Origin of the sequence: Holdemanella porci (assembly GCF_009696075.1) — a bacterium.
Classification (GTDB): Bacteria; Bacillota_I; Bacilli_A; order Erysipelotrichales; family Erysipelotrichaceae; genus Holdemanella; species Holdemanella porci.
Genome location: NZ_VUMR01000005.1, coordinates 26,477 through 45,192, shown reverse-complemented (window position 1 = coordinate 45,192; position 18,716 = coordinate 26,477). Strand labels below are relative to the sequence as shown.

Genomic DNA, 18,716 nt, shown 5'->3' with positions numbered 1-18,716 from the left:
TTGTATAATTGTCTCGGTGATGAAGATATGGAAATTAACTATTATGATAATCCATTCGTATCCAAAAGAACGAATGTGATTGCACGAAACGGAGTTGTCTGCACAGGAAATAATTTAGCTACACAAGCTGGCTTAAGAATGCTTATGCAGGGCGGAAATGCCGTAGACGCGGCCATTGCGACGGCAGCTTGTTTGACGGTTGTAGAACCATGTTCAAATGGGCTTGGATCCGATGGATTTGCGATTGTATGGATGAAAGATAAGATGTATGGTATGAATAGTTCAGGCCATTCTCCATATGCGATTTCGGCTGATAAAGTGGATGAAATTCCAAAACGAGGATGGATTCCAGTTACGGTGCCTGGTGCAGTCAAGGGTTGGAAAGCTTTAAGTGAAAGATTTGGTTCTTTGCCGTTTAAAAAGTTATTAGAACCTGCCATTGATTATGCAAGAAATGGATATCCAGTCAGTGCAGAGATTGCTCGTATGTGGAAAAAAGCATTAAATGCGATTCCAAATAGTGAGGAGTTTAAGAGCTGGCATGATACTTTTACTTTTGATGGAAAAACACCTGAACCAGGACAGATGATTTGCATGCCAAAACTTGCGGATGCACTAGAAAAGATTGCTGATACAAATACAGATGCTTTGTATTATGGAGAGTTGGCAGATCGTATTGATGAAGAATCTAAAAGATTTGGTGGATTCTTACGAAAACAAGATTTAGAAGATCACAAGGTTGAATGGGTCAATCCAATTCATGTAGATTATCATGGCTATCAAGTGTGGGAATTACCTCCTAATGGACAGGGCATTGTGGCTTTAATGGCTTTGAATGTTTTAAATAATTTTCAATTTAAAGATAGAGATGTCGATTGTATTCATACGCAGATGGAAGCTTTAAAAATGGCTTTTGCGGATGCCAAAGAATATGTTACAGATCCTAAATGTATGAATATGTCAGTGGATGATTTGATAAGTGTTGATTATGGTAAACAAAGAGCGAGTCAAATTGGTCATTCGGCTTTGCCACCAAGGGTAGATAAGCCGCATGGATCTGGTACAGTCTATTTGTGCACGGCAGATAAAGATGGCAATATGGTTTCATATATTCAATCAAACTATATGGGATTTGGTAGTGGCATTGTCGTAGATGGAGTTTCCTTACAAAATCGTGGATATGATTTTAGTTTAGAGCCATCTCACGTGAATTACTTGATGCCTCATAAAAAGACGTATCATACAATTATTCCTGGTTTTTTGACAAAAGATGATAAACCCGTAGGGCCTTTTGGTGTAATGGGAGGTTATATGCAGCCACAGGGACATATGCAAGTTGTCACAAACATGATTGATTTTCATTTAAATCCACAGATGGCTTTAGATGCCAAACGATTTCAGTGGATAGAGAATATGAAATTTATTGTTGAGCCAGGCTTTGATGAGAATATAATTACTGAATTAAAGAAACGTGGTCATGAAATTGAAATAGAGTCCGAATTATCAATGTTTGGGCGTGGACAAGTCATTATTCGATTAGAAAATGGTGTCTATGTTGCAGGATGTGAATCAAGGACGGATAGCAATATTGCTTGTTATTAAATGTATGTGATAAAATTATGATAAATAGAAAAGTTGAGGAACTACACATGAAGCTTTTAGCTACAGATTATGATGGTACATTGCGTTATGCACAGGATGTAATGCCAGAAGATTTAAAATCGATTGAAGAATGGAAAAATAAGGGGAACAAATTTGTGATTGTGACGGGTCGTTCTAAAGAATCGATTGATGCGCAAATCAAATTATTTAATTTACCATGTGATTATTTGATCACAAATAATGGTGGTATGGTTTTTGGTGAAAATGGAGATGTCTTGTTGTCGAATTATTTGAATTTTGATGTTTGTTTAGACATTTTACATAATGTAAAAAAAATAGACACTGTGATTAGTTATGTTGTAAACGATGGAATTCACCGTCATCGTATTGTATTGCAGCCAAATGCAGTGGATCATCGTTATCCAAATTTAAAACCAGATGTTACGGAAGCCGAATTGTTGGATATGACACATTTTGCGCAGATCGTATTATCAATGGAAGATACAGATTCAGCTTTAGAAGTGGCAAGTAAAATCAACGATTTGTATTATGAACAAGTTGTTGCTTATCCAAATAATTTCGTTGTTGATATTGTACCAAAGGGGATTTCTAAAGCGACAGGTTTAGATTTCTTGATTGAATATGCGGATATCAAAGAAGAAGATGTATATACAATTGGTGATGGGCATAATGATATTCCGTTGATTGAATTTGGTGTGCATGGTTCAGTTATGTCGTATGCAGATGAAGATGTAAAAGCACATGCTCAAGTTGAGTATGATTCAGTAAGTGATTTAATTTCAAAAAATTTATAAATAAAATAAGGGGGTATTTTAGATGAGTTTCAGCTTATCTGATATTACATTCCTAATTCGATTATTATTGGATATTTTAGTAGTATGGGGATTGATATATTCTGGACTAAGAATTGTGCGTAATAATTCACGTACGATCCAACTTGTGAAGGGTGTATTGATTATTGTTTTAATTAAGGCTTTTGCTGTATGGCTAGGCTTAAATGCTTTAAATTATTTGATTGAAATGTTCTTGAATTGGGGAGTTGTCGTTATTTTGGTTGTTTTCCAACCTGAAATTCGTGGTATGTTGGAGAAAGTTGGTAAAACAACAGCCATCTTAACAACGGATGTCTCCGTTTCACAAATTCAACAAATGATCAATGAATTGGTAGAGGCATGTACAGAAATGTCAAAATCAAAGACAGGAGCCTTGATTTCTATCGAAAGAACACAGAGCTTGTCCGATTTTATTCGTACAGGAATTGTGATGGATTCAGAAGTTTCAACTGAATTATTAGGAACAATATTTCAGTATGGAACACCAATGCATGATGGTGCCGTTATTATTCAGGGGAATAAAATAGCGTGTGCAGCCGCTTATTTTCCTCCAACCACAAAGGATCTTCCTAGTAAGTATGGAGCAAGACATAGAGCGGCTGTTGGTATTAGTGAAATTACAGACTCAATCACAATTATTGTGAGTGAAGAAACAGGAAATATTTCAGTTGCGGTCAATGGCCAGTTAACGCAATATCCACCAGAAGGTTTACAGCGTTATCTAACAAATATGTTAGTGACAGAATCAAGTCAAAATCCGTCTTCAATTCTTGTTCCCATGTTGTCTCAGGCCAAGTCCATGGGGAAACGTGCTAAAAAGCAGACTGAGGACGCAAATAAGGATGAGCGTGTGAAGGCAATTGAAATTGTGAATTTATATGAACAGAAAAAGGAGGGCAGTCAACATGGAATCTCCAAATAAGAAGAGCCCTTCTGTATGGTTTAATGAGTTGCGTGGTTTACTGACTTTGATATTTCAAAAAGTTAGTAAACTCGTAGACCGTGTATTATTTGATAAAAAAGGATCTGTAATTATTTCTTTGGTTTTATCCATCATGATTTGTGTTGTGGTAAACTATGAAGATATTAGTTTAAAATTGTTCAACGATACAAGAACAACTGTGGATCTTAGAAATGTAGCTGTTGAAGTACAAGCAGATACGGATAAATATGATGTGGCTGGTGTGCCAAGTACAGTAGATGTTTCATTAACTGGAGATGCGACAAGTATTCAGGTATTCCGTTCAAAGGGTAGTGTGCAAGTCGTAGCTGACTTGAAAAAATATTCGGAAGGTGAAAATATCATCAATTTAAAGGTAAAGAATTTGCCAGAAAAAATTGAAGCTGTTGTAGATCCTGCTACGATTGATGTTACACTTTCTAAAAAAGTTACAAAATCATTCACAATCCAACCAGAATTGTTGGTGGGATCAAACCAAAAGGTAACTGATTTTGAAACACCTACAATAGATGTGATGACAGTTAAGATTACGGCAAGCCAGAATCAATTGAATTCAATTCGAATTGTGAAGGCGTTGATTGACTGTACAGGTCAAATTCAAGATTTTGAGGCTAATGCAGCGTTGGCGGCTTATGATGCGAAGGGGAATCGAGTAAATGTTACACTATCACCAGAGACAGTACATGCAAGTGTGAAATTAGCTAAAAATACATCATCAGACAAGGAGGATTCAGAGTAATGGGTAAGTATTTTGGAACAGATGGAGTTCGTGGTAAGGCAAATGAGGGTTTAACTCTAGATATGTCTATTAAGATTGGACAATATTTAGGTTGGTATTATGGAAAAGAAAAACATGCGAAAATCTTGATTGGTAAAGACACAAGACTTAGTGGAGACATGTTTGAATTAGGTCTTGCGGCAGGTGCTACAAGCATGGGGGCTCAAGTCTATTTATTAGGTGTATGTCCAACTCCGGCTATTTCTTATTTGGTTCGTAAAGAACGCTTTGATTGTGGAATCATGGTAAGTGCAAGTCACAATCCATATTATGATAATGGAATCAAGTGTTTTAACCACAATGGAGAGAAGATGGAGGAAGAACTTCTTCTTGAAGTTGAAAAATATATGGATGGTTTAACCGATTTAGATCTAGTGACTGGAGATCACATTGGAGAATATTTTGAATGGGAAGATGGACTCGAAATCTATATGAGCTGGTTAAAAGAATGTGTTCCTGTAGACTTATCTGGCATGAAGATTCTTTGTGACTTGGCAAATGGGTCTGCGACAAGTACTGCGGTTGAAACATTGGATTCTTTAGGTGCTACAGTGGATGCCATCAACAATTCGCCAAATGGAATCAACATCAACAATAAGTGTGGATCTACACATCCTGAAGGACTACAAAGAATGATGCGTGAAGGGGACTATGATATTGGTTTGGCATTTGATGGCGATGCCGATCGTTTGATCATGGTGGATTCAGATGGAAAGCTTTGCGATGGAGACTACATCTTATATATTTGTTCTCGCTATATGAAATCAATCAATCATTTAAATAAGAATATGGTTGTCACAACGGTTATGGCAAACCTAGGTTTATATAAGGCTTTAGATGCCAATAAGATTGATTATATTCAAACGGCAGTAGGAGATAAGTATGTATTTGAAGAAATGCAGAAGAATGACTACTGGGTTGGTGGAGAACAAAGTGGACATATCATTTTCTTAGAACATGAAGTAACGGGTGATGGTTTAATGACGGCTTTAAAGATTCTAGAAATCATGAAAGCTACAGGAAAATCATTGAAGGAATTGAGTGAAGGATTGTTTATTTATCCACAGTTATTAAAGAATGTGACTGTAAAAGATAAGAATGCATGTCTAGAAAGTAAAGAACTACAAGAAGTTGTAGATGCCGTTGCGAATGATTTAGGAAATGAAGGACGAATCTTAGTTCGTCCAAGTGGAACAGAACCATTGATTCGTGTCATGGTGGAAGCGAAAACAGATGAGTTATGTGCTCAATATGTTAAGCGTGTTACAGATTTCTTAGAAGAAAATAATTTTTAGAAAGAGGGTGGCCCAATGAAAAGAGTCATTAGTATTGTTGAAGACGAGAAGGATATCAATAATCTAGTTGCCCAATACTTACGAAAAGAAGGATATGAGGTTCATTCTTACTATACATACGAAGAGGCAAGTGCACATGTTGCGGATGATGATGTGCATTTGTGGATCTTAGATATTATGTTGGATGATAAATCTGGTTTTGACTTGATAGAAGAAATTCGTCTTCAAGGACCGGAAACACCAGTTATCTTTATGTCTGCACGTGATAAAGAATTTGACCGTATCATTGGATTAGAGAAAGGTTGCGATGACTATATCACAAAACCATTTTCACCAAAAGAATTAGTATTAAGAGTCAACAATATCATTAAGCGTGCTTATCGTGATGATAATAATCGCATTAGTATTGATGGATATGAATTGGATGAAGAACAACGAAAAATCTATGCGGACAATGTAGAAATTGAATTAACGACAAAGGAATTTGACTTGTTGATGATGTTTATTAAAAACAAAGGAATTGCTTTCTCACGTGATAAAATTCTTGAAAATGTTTGGGATGAAAACTACTTTGGTAGTGATCGTGTCGTAGATGATACTTTGCGTCGTTTGCGTAAAAAACTTCCAAATTTAAACATTCATACAATCTATGGATATGGATATCGTTTAGGGTGATACAAATGTATCCCCTTTTCTTTTTCTTATGGTAAAATGTTTATGATGAGGTGATATTTTATGAAGGGACCTTCCTTTTATTTTCAAAAAATGTCATTAACGCGACAAATTTTAACAATTATTTTGACAGTTTTGATGTTTTTTATCATGTTTTTCTTTGTGTTTGTCAGCGATAATATTGATCGAACCATTACTAAACAAATGTACGAACTGATCTTAAATCGACAAACACCGATCGTTGGATTAGTGGATTCGAAACAAACAGATAGTATAGATGACATTTATGCTTTCTTAGCGAGTGACAGTGTTCAAACAAACTGTATTATTCAAGATGGTAAAATGAATGTGTTCTCAAATCAGAGTTCCAAAAGAAAACCAGTGAATCATAAAGTATATGAATATTTATTAGATCAATCCGAACAAATGAATTCTGAAAATGAAGAAGCACTACAGGGAACGATTACGGTCGCAAATTCGAAGTATTATTATCGTTTGATCTATTGTCATGACGGTATAATTTTGGCGAGTTTTATGGATGATACGTACGCGACACAGTTTAGAGATTCATTGATTGATTCTACGGTATACGTTATTGTGATTGCGTTTATGATTGTATTCCTGATTATTTTAATGTGGGTATTCTCTATTATTCATCCTTTGAATTTAATTCGAAATTATATAGAACAAATTAAAGATGGAAAAGAAGTAGAACTTCATTTAAATCGTGATGATGAAATTGGTGAAATGGCGACCGCGATTGTGAAGATGAATGATGAATTGAAAAAGCAGGATAAAGCCAAAGAAGATATGATTCATAATATTTCGCATGATTTAAAAACGCCGATTGCGACAATTAAATCGTATGCTGAATCTATTAAAGATGGTATCTATCCTTATGGAACTTTGGAAAGCAGTGTTGATGTCATCTTAGATAATGCACAGAGATTAGAAAATAAAGTACATTCTTTATTATATATGAATCGTGTTGAATACTTGGTTGCTAGTGATGCTGAGGGTGTAGTCACAAATATGAAGGATGTTGTGGAACAGGTTGTATTAAATGCAGCCGTGATTCGCCCTGAAATTCAAGTGATTACAGATGTAGAAGAAGTCTTCTTTGATGGTTTGATTGAAGCGTGGCGTGTAGCCATTGAAAACATTATGGAAAATGCATTCCGTTATGCGAAATCTTACATTAAGATTGAAGTAAGAGAAGACTGGTTGTGTATTAGTAATGATGGTCCAAAGATGCCTGAAGATCGCATTCAATCTTTATTTAGACCTTATGAAAAAGGCGAAGGTGGACGTTTCGGACTAGGATTATCCATTGTTTCTAAGGTTTGTAAGGCCAACCACTATATTGTGAAAGGTGAAAACAGCGAGGATGGAGTTCGCTTTATCATTTATCGTAAAACAAAAAAACAAAAGAAGAAAAAAGAAAATAACTGGGTAAAAAATAAAGGAGAAAAAGCATGATGAATGTCGCAACGATTGGCTCTGGTGTTATAGTAGAGCGCATGATTGAAGCTATGCGTTTAGATGGTCGATACAATTTATATTGTGTATATTCTAGAACAAAGAAGCGGGCTAAAGAATTTGCCGAAAAACATGGGGCTCAAAAGTATTACACGGATATGGAAGAAATGTTGAATGATGAAAATGTGGATATTGTTTATGTGGCAAGTCCAAACTCTTTACATTATTCACAATCAAAAATGGCGTTGGAACATAAAAAGCATGTTATTAATGAAAAACCATTTACGCCAACTTTAAAAGAGTGTAATGAACTATTTGAAATAGCTGAAAAAAAGGGTGTCTATATTTTTGAAGCCATCACAAATGTACATTTGCCAAATTATAAAATTATTAAAGAAAATTTGTCGAATTGCGGAGACATCAAGATGGTTCAGTGTAATTTCTCACAATATTCATCGAAGTATCAAAAGTATAAAGATCACGTTCAAACAAATGCCTTTGATCCAGCCTTCAATGGTGGAGCTTTAATGGATATCAATGTATATAATTTACATTTTGTGACGGGAATGTTTGGTAATCCGAGTGAGGTTCATTATTTTAAAAATGTTGGATACAACGGCATCGATACAAGTGGAGTTATAATTATGCAGTATCCCGATTTTATCGCAACTTGTACAGGTGCTAAAGATTGTTCAAGCCCTTATGCAGTATATGTACAAGGGGATCAAGGTACAATCATTGTCTCTGGTGCGAGCAGTGGTGTATGTAAAGACGTTTATTTTGATATGCCGAAAAAAGATCAGATTGGCAAAAAGGCAGCGGACACAAAAGAAAAAATCAGTATTGAACAACCAAATCACATGTTGTATGAGTGTCAGGACTTTATGGATATCATTCTAAATAAGGATGAAGAAGCTTATACAATGTATAAGGAACAAACCCAAATGGTTGTAGAACTATTAGAAAAGCTATCATGATGATAGCTTTTTTTTGAAAATATAATTTTTTTCAGTACTTTGACTCACATCATAAGTGTATCCTAAATCTGAAAAGTGAGTAATATCATTGATGTTTTCAATCTGATTTTCGGCAAGAAAGCGAACCATGGCTCCTCTTGCCATCTTGGCATAAACACCTTTTTCTTTTCCGTTTTCTTCGACAAAACGAACATCAATCAATGGTTTATATTTTCGAATGGTTTTGGCATATTCTTCACTTGCCAGATTTAAAATGGGTTCATCTATTTGATTGGCAAGATCGTCTTTCCAAAAATCATACAAAGAGAATGGGCATTTTGTCTGCATTTCTAAACGATAGGGTGTGATCGCATCCAGTGGTTTTAAAAGACCATAAAATCCAGAAAGAATGTAAAGATGTTCTTGAATATATTTGATTTGATCATCTGTAAATACATGGGGTGCCATATATTGATATTGTATGCCAGAATAGCTTAGTATGGCTGGTGTTGTATCTTTATTTAGACTCATGTTATGGAATTGATCATATGTAGTCTGGGCAATTGTGTCTGAACATTTTAAATAAGATTTTAATTCTGAATACTCTAAACTTTGAATATGATTTAAAAGTTCAGTTGTCTTGGATAAGAACATGGGTGTTGTACACTCTATGTTGATATCATCGATCATTTTCATTTTCTTAGCGGGTGAGATAATTATTTTCATAATAATATTGTATAATAGGTGTCAAGAAAAGGAAGTGAATATTATGGTGAAAACCGAAGAAATGTTAAAGAATTTAGAGGAATTGATCAATACACCGAGTGTGGTAGGGTTCTATCCTGAAATTCACAAAAAATTAGCGGAGATGGTTGGAAAGTTTGGTTATGAACTTGAGTTTGATAATAAACGAACTGCCTATGTTCGTGTACCAGGTAAAGATTCTAGTAAGATTGTATGTGTAGGAGCTCACTTAGATACGATTGGTATGCAGGTTCGTCATGTGATGGATAATGGATGGATCGAAGTAAAAAACTTGGGCGGAGTCAACTTTCATAATGTGGAAGGAGAGAATGTGTACATTCATACGCGTAGTGGAAAAACATATGAGGGTATGGTGATTTGTAAGTCGCACTCTACACATGTATTTGATGATGCGAGAAGTCGTGAACGTGATAAATTTAATGAAGCTATTTTATTGGATGAAGATGTTAGTTGTGCTAAAGATGTATATGATCTAGGAATTGAACATGGGGATTTGATTAGTGTAGAACCACGTTTTAGACGTACAGAATCTGGCTTTATTAAATCACGTCATATTGATGATAAGGCTATGGTTGCAGCCGTGATTGATGTATTGCGTCAATTGAAAGAAGAGAATCTAAAACCTGCTTATGATACTTTATTTGCGTTTCCTATTTATGAAGAGATTGGCCATGGAGGAGCTTATGTTCCTAGTGAAGTGAGTGAATATGTAGCTTTGGATATTGGCTTGATTGGACCGGATAATCATGGTTCTGAAAAGAAAGTTTCCATTGGGGCTAGCGATAACTATTCTCCTTATGATTGGGGATTAACAACTAAAATCATCAATTTGGCAAAAGCGAACAATATTAACTATTGTGTAGATACATATTATCGTTTTGGCTCAGATGCTACAGCGGCGATTCGTGCTGGAAACAATATTATGCCTGCTGTATTTGGGGTTGGTTGTATGAATTCGCATGGCTATGAAAGAACGAGTATTCAAGCTATTGAGGATTGTGCACGTCTAACATTGGCTTACGTATTAAGTGAGTAGAAAAAAGAGATATCTTTGCGATACCTCTTTTTTGGTTGAACTAAAATGTGAAATGGATTTGTTCAACCATATACATTCTAAATGATTTTCAAACGTATTCATAGACCAAAAAACGATAGATGGTCGATGAAAGAAGAAAAAATAAATATTTGTTAAAGAATTTCACATAATTCATATCCATTATGGATTTGATTCAACATTTTTTCTTTTGTTTGTTTAAATAAATCAAATTGTTTTTTAGCCTCATTCACGTTTTGATAGACCTTCCAATCTCCGACTAAGTAATAGGGCTTGTGTTCAATAAATCCAATTACATCATCTAAGGGATAACCAAGAAATACACCTATTTCATGAGGAAAGTTTTTTGTATTAAGTCTTTTTTTGAGTTCTTGTATACACAGTTCAAAAGTATTTGGCTATTGATAGGATTTTAGAAAATTTTGAACTGCATTTGAGGAAATATAGTCTTTAAGTTTGGAATTGTATACATAAATGGTGTATTGAGTTTCTTGTTCTATGAGGATAAAGAAGATCCCTTTTGAATTGAATTGTTGATTGTATTGTTTAATGAATGATCGAATACTATCATCGTCTTTTGGAAGGTGAAACATATTGGCATATTTATATTGCTTTAGTGCAGGTGCACAATAATTGGCCAATAATGATTCAAAACGTTGTTTTGGCATAATTAAGCTCCAATCGCTTTTTTGATGTTTTCAATATCTTCAGGTGTACCAGAATTTTCTACTTTATATAGAATTTCACAACCATAATCTTCACTGATTTTATCAGCTGCCTGACAATATGCGTCACCATAATTTGGATCTCCGGAGCAGACAACACCTTGAATCAATGTGCCATTGGCCATCAAAAAGTTTTCGACTTCAGCAGGTACATCTCCATAGCCATCTGTATAAGTAAATAAGATGTATGGTTCATCGATGCTTTCAGATCCATCATTGATGCGTAATGCATCAATACCTAATGAACTGATAATTTCTTCCACATTACCAGTACGACTTGCGAATGCATATTTCATGATTATACCTCCTTAATAGTTAGAAATAGCTAACTGTCATTAGTATAACTCTATAATAGTTAGTTGTAAATAACTTTTTTAAGAAATTTATTGAATATGATATACTATTTTTGTTTAATGGGAGAGGTTTTATGCAAGTAAAAGATATGACGAAGGGAAATGAATTAAAGTTGATTTTTTTGTTTTCTCTACCTTTAATGCTTGGAAATATATTTCAGCAGCTATATACAGTTTGTGATACTATCATTGTTTCTAGACACCTTGGTGTGAAGGCGTTAGCAGCTATAGGATGTTCGGATTGGCTAACATGGATGGGAATTGCAGTCGTGACTGGGCTTGCCCAAGGTTTTTCAATTCCGATAGCTCATGCGTTTGGTACTCATGATAAGAGGAATGTACAAAAATGTATTTCTACTTTAGTTGTGAATGCGATTATATCAACAGTGGTTTTATTAGCCGTGATTTATCCGCTTTTACCAAATATTTTGTTTTTATTAAAAACACCAGCTGATATTATGGATCGAGCTCTAGCGTATACGCACGTTATTTATATCGGTTTATTTGCGACTATGTTTTATAATGCGCTTGCCAGCATTTTACGTGCTTTTGGCAATTCTAAAACACCGCTACAAGCCATGATTATTGCCAGTATTTGTAACGTAGGCTTAGATGTACTATTCGTGATGGGCCTTGAGTGGGGAATCATTGGTGCTGGTGTTGCGACAGTTATTGCACAAATTCTAGCTGGCTGCTTCTGCTTATATCATGTATTAAAATTAAAAGAATATATGCCTACATCAATTTGTAAGGATGTAACATACTATAAAAATCAATTTAGATTAGGAATTCCTATGGCACTACAAAATGTCTTGATTTCGATTGGTGGTATGGTATTAACAAGTGCCGTAAATCGATATGGAACTTATTTCCTTGCTGGATTTACAGCTATGAACAAGCTATATGGAGTTCTTGAAATTTCAGCTGTCTCTTATGGCTATGCCATGGTTACATATACGGGACAAAATTATGGAGCACATCGTTATGATCGTATCAAGAGTGGTGTGAAAAAAGTTGTTTTATTATCTTTGGCTACTTCCATCTTGATTTCTATCATACTTTGGATTTTTGGACCATTCTTCTTATCTTGTTTTATATCAAAAACAAGTGAAGGTGCTCATGAAGCAATGACATATGGGTTGAATTTCTTACGATGTTTAACCGCTTGGCTTCCAATTTTATATATGTTACACGCCTATCGTTCTACTATACAGGGCTTGTCCAATGCCTTTATTCCTATGATATCTGGCTTATTTGAGTTGTTGATGCGGATCTCTGGAGCTTTGATTCTACCTATCTATTTTGGTAAAGCTGGCTTATATCCTGTAGAAGTGTTGGCATGGATTGGTGCTGTTATAATCTTGGTTCCTAGTTATTATCACATGGAAATAAATTTTCAAAAAGTTTCAGAAAAACATTGACAAATCGTTTCATGCAGAATAAAATACGTACATACATAAAGCAAAGGTGCTTATAGTTCATGAAATACATGAGCTGTATGTGCCTTTTTTCTTTTGTATAAGGGAGGGAATATTATGGAGAAGATTTTAACAGAGGTATTTGGAATATGGTACCTAATCGGAGCTGCATTTGTATTCTTTATGCAGGCTGGATTTGCGATGGTTGAAGCCGGATTTACAAGAGCCAAGAATGCCGGTAATATCATTATGAAAAACTTAATGGATTTCTGTTTAGGAACTGTCGCATTCTTGATTATTGGTTATAGCCTATTGATGGGACAAGATTTTATGGGACTTGTTGGATGGGGAGAAAGTCCATTGACAGATTTTGCCGGAACAAACTGGTCAAGTTTTACATTCAACTTAGTGTTCTGTGCTACAGCCGCTACCATTGTTTCTGGGGCTATGGCAGAAAGAACAAAATTTATCTCTTATTGTATCTATAGTTTTGTGATTAGTTTAATTGTATATCCAATTGAAGCACACTGGGTATGGGGTGGCGGTTGGCTAAGTAGCCTAGGCTTCCATGATTTTGCCGGAAGTGCTGCCATTCACTATGTTGGTGGTTTAACTGCTTTAATTGGTGCATGGATGTTAGGCCCAAGAATCGGTAAGTTTGATAAAGATGGAACTCCACGAGGAATTCCAGGTCACAGCTTAACAATTGGTGCACTTGGATGTTTCATCTTATGGTTTGGCTGGTATGGATTCAATGGTGCAGCGGCTACAAATGGTATTCAGTTAGCTACAATCTTTGCGACAACTACAGTAGCACCTGCCGTTGCGACATGTACAGTTATGTTGATTACTTGGATTAAATATGGAAAACCAGATGTTGCGATGTGTTTAAATGGTTCATTGGCAGGTTTAGTGGCGATTACTGCGGGATGTGATGCCGTAAACGTATTTGGATCATTTGTGATTGGCATCTTATCTGGATGTATGGTTTGTTTCATTGTATGGTTGTTGGATTATAAATTAAAAATAGACGATCCAGTAGGAGCTGTTGCCGTACACTTTGGTAATGGTTTATTAGGAACAATCTGTGTTGGATTATTTGCTTGTGGTACAGATACAATGCCTGAAGCACAAGGATTATTCTATGGTGGTGGATTCCATTTATTAGGTGTTCAATTATTAGGTTTATTGGCAATTGGTGCATGGACTGCTGTAACTATGTTTATTACTTTCTACATTATTAAAAAGACTGTTGGATTACGTGTTAGTGCACATGAAGAAATTGTGGGCCTTGATAAAATGGAACATGGATTGCAAAGTGCATATGCTGGTTTTGCCTTAGAAGCCGATGTTTCTGGTGATTATTTAGAAACAATTCAAGATTCTAGTTACACTCCAAGTGTAGAATTGGATGATGCCGTACCTACAAAAGTTATTCATGGTGATGGTTCTATTTCAAAGGTTGTTATTATTACTAAGGCTGAGAAATTTGATAAGATCAAGGCTGAATTGAATGAAATTGGTATTGGTGGTATGACTGTTACGAAAGTATCTGGTTGTGGTGTGCAAAAGGGCCAAACAAGCTACTATCGTGGCGCTAAAGTAAATATGGAATTGCTTCCTAAATTAAAAGTTGAAGTTGTTGTGAGTGAAGTGTCTGTGGCAGATGTTGTTAAGGCAGCTAAAAAGGCATTGTATACTGGAAATATTGGGGATGGAAAAATCTTTGTCTACGATGTTGCGGATGTTGTTCGTATCTCAACAGGAGCTCGTGGTAAAGATGCATTAAAATATGAAGAATAATATATCATGGCTTGTTGCTCTTTTCTCTTATTCGTTACAAGCCAAAGGAAAAGGATCGAAAAATCGATCCTTTTTAGTTTAATAAGTCTGTATCTAAAACATCATCATTTAATTCTTCATCAACCATTTGGAAAAGTAATTCTTCGATGTCCTTACCATTTTCTAATTCTTCAAATAAATCGGGTCTTTCATAGAACATCTTATTAAAGAAGAATCCAGAAACTAATTGATCATTTTGTTCTTCTAAAGTACGGTGTTCGTTTTCTTCTACCCAAGGTCCTTCATTTTGAGTTTCAATAATTTGAATGCGTTCTAATTCAATTTCTTTTTTATTCAGCTCTTCATTGATGAGTTTTCCAGTTACAGGATAAAATTCGTCTGTTTCAGAATCGAAGAAGGATAGTAAGAACATATCATTCTTTTCTAAACATAAATCGGCAATGGAACAAATCTGCATTTCTTCAGTAGAATAATCAATGCCTTCACAATTGATCATGAAATCGTAGCTGCATACAATGTCTAAACTAGACATCACAAAATATGTCATATCCGCTAATGGAAGTCGTTTAGGGAATGTGATGGTTCTTGTGATGTCGTCCAATTGAAACTGAATGGTACAAATTTGAAATCTTTCCTTTAAATAGTCCGTTTTTTCTTCTATACAAATCTTTATACCTTCTTCAAAAGAATAATCGTGGAATTCAGAATCAATATCTAATAATTCATGTAGATATTGATTGGCGATTTCATGAAGTAAGATGAATTGATATTTTTCATCTTGGGGTGCATATTTGAATAATTCATTTAATGCAGGTTCTAATTTCTTGTTGTTTGTGATGGCTTCCATTGTCATATTCATCATGGAATCCATTTGTTTTTGTAGTTCCTTTTTCATTTCATTACTCCATATCCATATGTTTTAACATATTAAAAATATCATCAATTTCTTCCAAATTATCTTTAACTAGAGGAATATCTAATTTCTCACAAATAAAATCAAGCCAATTTAGAATATATGGATTTCTGGCATATACATGTTTAGGCTTACCAAAATGTTCGATGGCACCTAAAAAATTATTCATAATGACTTCATAATCTTCTTGATCTGGGTGAATTAAATCAAAATGTAAAATTTTGTTATTTTTTAAATCAAATACTATATAGGCTAATGGATTGATGGGCCTTTCAAAACCTTCATCATTTGTGGGAACCATCATATAATCCATATCAATCGCAAGTTCTGAATCTCCATCCTTTATATTTTTAAAATAATCAATTAGATTTGAATCATTGACAAAAATCGTATTATAACGTTCTGGTTCCATAGGCCTGGGCACAGTATAAGAGAACCAATTTCCATCCTCATCTTTTTGCGTGTAGAGAATATCTCCTCCTTCAAAGATGGACTCTTGATAATCTTCATGTTTTAATGTTTCAATCAATCCTTTATAGGTTTCAATCAACATTTTGATTTCACCATAGTTTGGAAGGCTTGGAAAACTTTTCTTTTCAAAAGTTTTAAAATAAATCCAGTTTCCATTGCCACGAAAACGAAGACCTAATTGTTTGATAATTGAATACATTTCATCATCGATTTCATTACGATTTCCCCAATAACAAGTAATGCAGTTTTGATCGGACATCACAAACGTTGCAGGTACATTATAGTCGTCATTGCAGATTTGACAAAAATCACTATAACCTTCCAAACCTCGATAAACACTGATGCCTGTGCATGTTCCACTTTTACCCATAATGGATACGAAGTTTGGCTCTTCATTTTTCTTTGTTTCTACCGCAATTAAATCCATGTCCCAATATGAGTTCCAAGGCTTTAATTTTGTGATTTCAATAGCTAAATCATAGAGTTCTTTCCATTGTTCTAATGTTGCTGGTGTTGCCATAATAATTCCTCAACTTTATTGTATTAATAGTAACATTACTCCATGCTAAACTCAATTAAGATTCCTTAATGATTTTTCCAGATATACAATCAGGGATGAGTTCAAAACATTGTACACTAGGTCCGGAATATTTTAATTCATGATCAATATAATTTTGATCATTGGTAAATTTTGGACAGAGTTGCGTACACATTTCTTTGACTTTATCTGGATTATTTACCATTTTGATTTTTCCAAACACAATCACACTCTGATAATGAACGGCCCATTCACCATCTTTTTTAAAACTTTTATCCATGACACAAAAGCTTGCCTTATCAAATTGTTTTAAACAATCCATTTTATGTCCTTCTTTTGCTCCATGAAAATGGATATGTCCAGTTTTTTTTATCATACCAATGTGTGATAGGAAAACCATAGGGATATCCCGTATCATTGATTAAAGATAATACGCCATGAGGTTCAACGGTAAGTATCTCTATCCATTTTTCTTTAGATAATTTTTGTTTGAATCTTCGCATTGTCTTAAACATAGCTAGCTCCTTAAATGAAAAAGGGTGTAAATTGAATTACACCCTTATAAATTTGAATTCATAAATTCAATGATTCCGGCTTCAACTTCATTTTTGATTTCTGGATAATTATGAATTTCATGACGATAGCCAGAATATAATTTAGTAGTGACATGATGTCCAGTTTCTACAAGCCAGTTACTGACTTGACATACTCCTAGACCATATTCGCCAACTGGATCTTGATCACCAGCAATATTGTAAATAGGTAATTTTTTAGGTACTTTTTTGGCCCATTGAGTTCCTTCAATTGTAAGCATCATTTGGATAAAATCATAAATAGAACGATTGCTAGTAGGTCTTGTGAAGGCATCGAATGGATCTTGCGCATGGTCCTTTTGTACATATGGATCATGGCAAATCCATTCATTTCCAATTTGAACTTCACCACAACGTTCGCACATCCAGCCCATAAGTGAGCCTACAATATTTGGATTAGACTCTTCACCGTGGCCTGCATCAATGATTTCTTTCAATTTTTCTTTAACGTCTTTAGCACCACGGAAAATGCCTGTTGTACCACAAATTGTTGCACCATTTAATTCGTTTCCGTATTTTGCGATAAAATCTCTTGTGATAAATGAACCCATACTGTGACCAAATAAGAAGTAAGGTAAATTTGGATACTTCTCACATACAATTTTCTTTAATGTGTGCTCATCTTCCATCATGGTGTGACATCCTTTATCTCCCCAGTCACCCCAGACATTATTCACCATTGCGGTTTTTCCATGACCTACATGATCATCAGCGGCTACAATATAACCAGCATCTAGAAAAGCCGAAATCATATGGATATAGCGTCTTGAGTGTTCACCAAATCCATGAATTAATTGAACGATTCCATTCGGCTTACATGCTGGAACATAAATCCAAGCTTGCACTTGATCGCGTTCATTATAAGATGTAAAAGATACTTCGTGTAACATACAATAATCCTCCTTTTTGCGTAATGTTAACTCGTTTTATATCTGTTTTTATTATACTCCCATAAAAAAACTATTTTTTTGTAGACATAGTTTTTTTCATAAATTTATAAACAATGTACGCAAGCACAATACCTGCAAGAATATCCGTTGGATAATGAACGCCTACATAGAGTCTAGAAAACGCAACAAGGATTGCGAGTATGAAAACTAAAATACTATACTTCTTAGGAAGACCATCATATACCATAAAGGCACAAATAAAGGCAGATGCGGTGTGTCCAGATGGGAATGAATAATCAGATGGCTTATCCACTAATGGGATCAATTGACTGAACGCATCAAAGGGTCTTGGTCTTCGGAATATGAGTTTTAATACAACGAATAATAAGGTACAAATCAAAAAGGCAATAATTGTTTCTTTTGCGAGTCTTCTAGTATCTTCATTTTTCTTAAACATATAAATCAATACGATTCCTAGAAGTATATATAAAAAGTATTCGTTTGTGATCAAAGTGAAGAAGGGTGTGAGTATATAGTGGCGAATGTTTTCTTGTATAAACAATAAAATTTGAATATCCATAGAAATTTTCCTTTCG

The 18,716-nt window shown here is 34.8% G+C and carries 19 protein-coding genes and 1 pseudogene; 11 read left to right on the top strand and 9 right to left on the bottom strand.

Translation table 11 applies throughout. The features are described from left to right. Positions 1–27: 27 nt before the first annotated feature. The 8 genes from ggt to FYJ55_RS01960 are packed head-to-tail and all read left to right on the top strand — an operon-like array spanning position 28 to position 8,618. Positions 28–1,602, top strand: coding sequence for a gamma-glutamyltransferase (gene ggt, locus FYJ55_RS01995; protein ID WP_154555412.1), 1,575 nt, complete (start codon positions 28–30; stop codon positions 1,600–1,602). A gap of 47 nt (positions 1,603–1,649) precedes the next feature. Next, positions 1,650–2,417, top strand: a complete 768-nt coding sequence (locus FYJ55_RS01990) for an HAD-IIB family hydrolase (protein ID WP_229771032.1) — start codon at positions 1,650–1,652, stop codon at positions 2,415–2,417. 22 nt (positions 2,418–2,439) lie between these two features. Beyond that, positions 2,440–3,378: a diadenylate cyclase CdaA gene (gene cdaA / locus FYJ55_RS01985; protein ID WP_154555410.1), complete on the top strand. Its 939-nt coding sequence runs from the start codon at positions 2,440–2,442 to the stop codon at positions 3,376–3,378. Continuing rightward, positions 3,362–4,156: a CdaR family protein gene (locus FYJ55_RS01980; RefSeq protein WP_154555409.1), complete on the top strand. Its 795-nt coding sequence runs from the start codon at positions 3,362–3,364 to the stop codon at positions 4,154–4,156. Before cdaA ends, FYJ55_RS01980 begins: the two co-directional genes overlap by 17 nt. Beyond that, the gene (glmM, locus tag FYJ55_RS01975; protein ID WP_154555408.1) at positions 4,156–5,490 is read left to right on the top strand and encodes a phosphoglucosamine mutase; all 1,335 of its coding nucleotides are present in this window, start codon (positions 4,156–4,158) and stop codon (positions 5,488–5,490) included. Before FYJ55_RS01980 ends, glmM begins: the two co-directional genes overlap by 1 nt. Positions 5,491–5,505: 15 nt before the next feature. Continuing rightward, entirely contained in the window at positions 5,506–6,165 is a 660-nt protein-coding gene (locus FYJ55_RS01970; protein WP_117570991.1) for a response regulator transcription factor, read from the top strand. A gap of 60 nt (positions 6,166–6,225) precedes the next feature. Beyond that, positions 6,226–7,641: a HAMP domain-containing sensor histidine kinase gene (locus tag FYJ55_RS01965; protein ID WP_154555407.1), complete on the top strand. Its 1,416-nt coding sequence runs from the start codon at positions 6,226–6,228 to the stop codon at positions 7,639–7,641. After that, positions 7,638–8,618 carry a Gfo/Idh/MocA family protein gene (locus FYJ55_RS01960; RefSeq protein ID WP_154555406.1) on the top strand — a complete coding sequence of 327 codons (981 nt, stop codon included), beginning with the start codon at positions 7,638–7,640 and terminating at the stop codon, positions 8,616–8,618. The genes FYJ55_RS01965 and FYJ55_RS01960 overlap by 4 nt, the downstream gene beginning before the upstream one ends. On the opposite strand, the gene yaaA is transcribed toward FYJ55_RS01960, so the two are convergent. After that, the gene (gene yaaA / locus FYJ55_RS01955; protein ID WP_154555405.1) at positions 8,613–9,323 is read right to left on the bottom strand and encodes a peroxide stress protein YaaA; all 711 of its coding nucleotides are present in this window, start codon (positions 9,321–9,323) and stop codon (positions 8,613–8,615) included. The two genes, FYJ55_RS01960 and yaaA, sit on opposite strands and share 6 nt — an antisense overlap. Positions 9,324–9,366: 43 nt before the next feature. Between yaaA and FYJ55_RS01950 the strand changes: the two genes are divergently transcribed. After that, entirely contained in the window at positions 9,367–10,398 is a 1,032-nt protein-coding gene (locus tag FYJ55_RS01950; protein WP_154555404.1) for a M42 family metallopeptidase, read from the top strand. 152 nt (positions 10,399–10,550) lie between these two features. Here the strand turns inward: FYJ55_RS01950 and FYJ55_RS10930 are convergent. Both FYJ55_RS10930 and nrdI read right to left on the bottom strand, forming a co-directional pair. After that, positions 10,551–11,084: pseudogene (locus tag FYJ55_RS10930) on the bottom strand (DUF3793 family protein). Positions 11,085–11,086: 2 nt separating this feature from the next. After that, the gene (gene nrdI / locus FYJ55_RS01935; RefSeq protein WP_154555401.1) at positions 11,087–11,437 is read right to left on the bottom strand and encodes a class Ib ribonucleoside-diphosphate reductase assembly flavoprotein NrdI; all 351 of its coding nucleotides are present in this window, start codon (positions 11,435–11,437) and stop codon (positions 11,087–11,089) included. 131 nt (positions 11,438–11,568) lie between these two features. Between nrdI and FYJ55_RS01930 the strand changes: the two genes are divergently transcribed. Together FYJ55_RS01930 and FYJ55_RS11390 are read left to right on the top strand one after the other, a co-directional pair. Then, the gene (locus FYJ55_RS01930) at positions 11,569–12,915 is read left to right on the top strand and encodes an MATE family efflux transporter (RefSeq protein WP_154555400.1); all 1,347 of its coding nucleotides are present in this window, start codon (positions 11,569–11,571) and stop codon (positions 12,913–12,915) included. A gap of 114 nt (positions 12,916–13,029) precedes the next feature. After that, the gene (locus tag FYJ55_RS11390) at positions 13,030–14,715 is read left to right on the top strand and encodes an ammonium transporter (protein ID WP_154555399.1); all 1,686 of its coding nucleotides are present in this window, start codon (positions 13,030–13,032) and stop codon (positions 14,713–14,715) included. 73 nt (positions 14,716–14,788) lie between these two features. Here FYJ55_RS11390 and FYJ55_RS01920 read toward each other — a convergent pair whose 3' ends face one another. The 6 genes from FYJ55_RS01920 to FYJ55_RS01900 all read right to left on the bottom strand — a co-directional run bounded on the left by FYJ55_RS01920 (position 14,789) and on the right by FYJ55_RS01900 (position 18,700). Then, positions 14,789–15,610, bottom strand: coding sequence for a hypothetical protein (locus FYJ55_RS01920; RefSeq protein WP_154555398.1), 822 nt, complete (start codon positions 15,608–15,610; stop codon positions 14,789–14,791). Positions 15,611–15,614: 4 nt separating this feature from the next. Further along, complete coding sequence (locus tag FYJ55_RS01915) at positions 15,615–16,619, bottom strand: DUF7309 domain-containing protein (protein WP_154555397.1); 1,005 nt, start codon at positions 16,617–16,619, stop codon at positions 15,615–15,617. A gap of 55 nt (positions 16,620–16,674) precedes the next feature. Next, on the bottom strand, positions 16,675–16,959 hold the full coding sequence (locus FYJ55_RS10915) for a hypothetical protein (protein ID WP_229771031.1): 285 nt from the start codon (positions 16,957–16,959) through the stop codon (positions 16,675–16,677). Position 16,960: 1 nt separating this feature from the next. Then, entirely contained in the window at positions 16,961–17,152 is a 192-nt protein-coding gene (locus tag FYJ55_RS10910; RefSeq protein ID WP_229771030.1) for a hypothetical protein, read from the bottom strand. 44 nt (positions 17,153–17,196) lie between these two features. After that, on the bottom strand, positions 17,197–18,120 hold the full coding sequence (locus tag FYJ55_RS01905) for an alpha/beta fold hydrolase (protein WP_154555396.1): 924 nt from the start codon (positions 18,118–18,120) through the stop codon (positions 17,197–17,199). A gap of 70 nt (positions 18,121–18,190) precedes the next feature. Continuing rightward, entirely contained in the window at positions 18,191–18,700 is a 510-nt protein-coding gene (locus tag FYJ55_RS01900; protein WP_195836637.1) for a phosphatase PAP2 family protein, read from the bottom strand. Between the last annotated feature and the right edge of the window lie 16 nt (positions 18,701–18,716).

Excerpts from the sequence above, each read along its gene's own strand:
- FYJ55_RS01900 (WP_195836637.1), bottom strand. The coding sequence starts at position 18,700 with ATGGATATTCAAATTTTATTGTTTATACAAGAAAACATTCGCCACTAT.
- FYJ55_RS01970 (WP_117570991.1), top strand. The coding sequence starts at position 5,506 with ATGAAAAGAGTCATTAGTATTGTTGAAGACGAGAAGGATATCAATAAT.
- FYJ55_RS01960 (WP_154555406.1), top strand. The coding sequence starts at position 7,638 with ATGATGAATGTCGCAACGATTGGCTCTGGTGTTATAGTAGAGCGCATG.
- FYJ55_RS01920 (WP_154555398.1), bottom strand. The coding sequence starts at position 15,610 with ATGAAAAAGGAACTACAAAAACAAATGGATTCCATGATGAATATGACA.
- FYJ55_RS01930 (WP_154555400.1), top strand. The coding sequence starts at position 11,569 with ATGCAAGTAAAAGATATGACGAAGGGAAATGAATTAAAGTTGATTTTT.
- nrdI (WP_154555401.1), bottom strand. The coding sequence starts at position 11,437 with ATGAAATATGCATTCGCAAGTCGTACTGGTAATGTGGAAGAAATTATC.
- FYJ55_RS01905 (WP_154555396.1), bottom strand. The coding sequence starts at position 18,120 with ATGTTACACGAAGTATCTTTTACATCTTATAATGAACGCGATCAAGTG.
- FYJ55_RS01980 (WP_154555409.1), top strand. The coding sequence starts at position 3,362 with ATGGAATCTCCAAATAAGAAGAGCCCTTCTGTATGGTTTAATGAGTTG.
- yaaA (WP_154555405.1), bottom strand. The coding sequence starts at position 9,323 with ATGAAAATAATTATCTCACCCGCTAAGAAAATGAAAATGATCGATGAT.
- FYJ55_RS10910 (WP_229771030.1), bottom strand. The coding sequence starts at position 17,152 with ATGTTTAAGACAATGCGAAGATTCAAACAAAAATTATCTAAAGAAAAA.
- FYJ55_RS01915 (WP_154555397.1), bottom strand. The coding sequence starts at position 16,619 with ATGGCAACACCAGCAACATTAGAACAATGGAAAGAACTCTATGATTTA.
- glmM (WP_154555408.1), top strand. The coding sequence starts at position 4,156 with ATGGGTAAGTATTTTGGAACAGATGGAGTTCGTGGTAAGGCAAATGAG.
- FYJ55_RS01965 (WP_154555407.1), top strand. The coding sequence starts at position 6,226 with ATGAAGGGACCTTCCTTTTATTTTCAAAAAATGTCATTAACGCGACAA.
- FYJ55_RS10915 (WP_229771031.1), bottom strand. The coding sequence starts at position 16,959 with ATGGATTGTTTAAAACAATTTGATAAGGCAAGCTTTTGTGTCATGGAT.
- ggt (WP_154555412.1), top strand. The coding sequence starts at position 28 with ATGGAAATTAACTATTATGATAATCCATTCGTATCCAAAAGAACGAAT.
- FYJ55_RS01990 (WP_229771032.1), top strand. The coding sequence starts at position 1,650 with ATGAAGCTTTTAGCTACAGATTATGATGGTACATTGCGTTATGCACAG.
- FYJ55_RS11390 (WP_154555399.1), top strand. The coding sequence starts at position 13,030 with ATGGAGAAGATTTTAACAGAGGTATTTGGAATATGGTACCTAATCGGA.
- FYJ55_RS01950 (WP_154555404.1), top strand. The coding sequence starts at position 9,367 with ATGGTGAAAACCGAAGAAATGTTAAAGAATTTAGAGGAATTGATCAAT.
- cdaA (WP_154555410.1), top strand. The coding sequence starts at position 2,440 with ATGAGTTTCAGCTTATCTGATATTACATTCCTAATTCGATTATTATTG.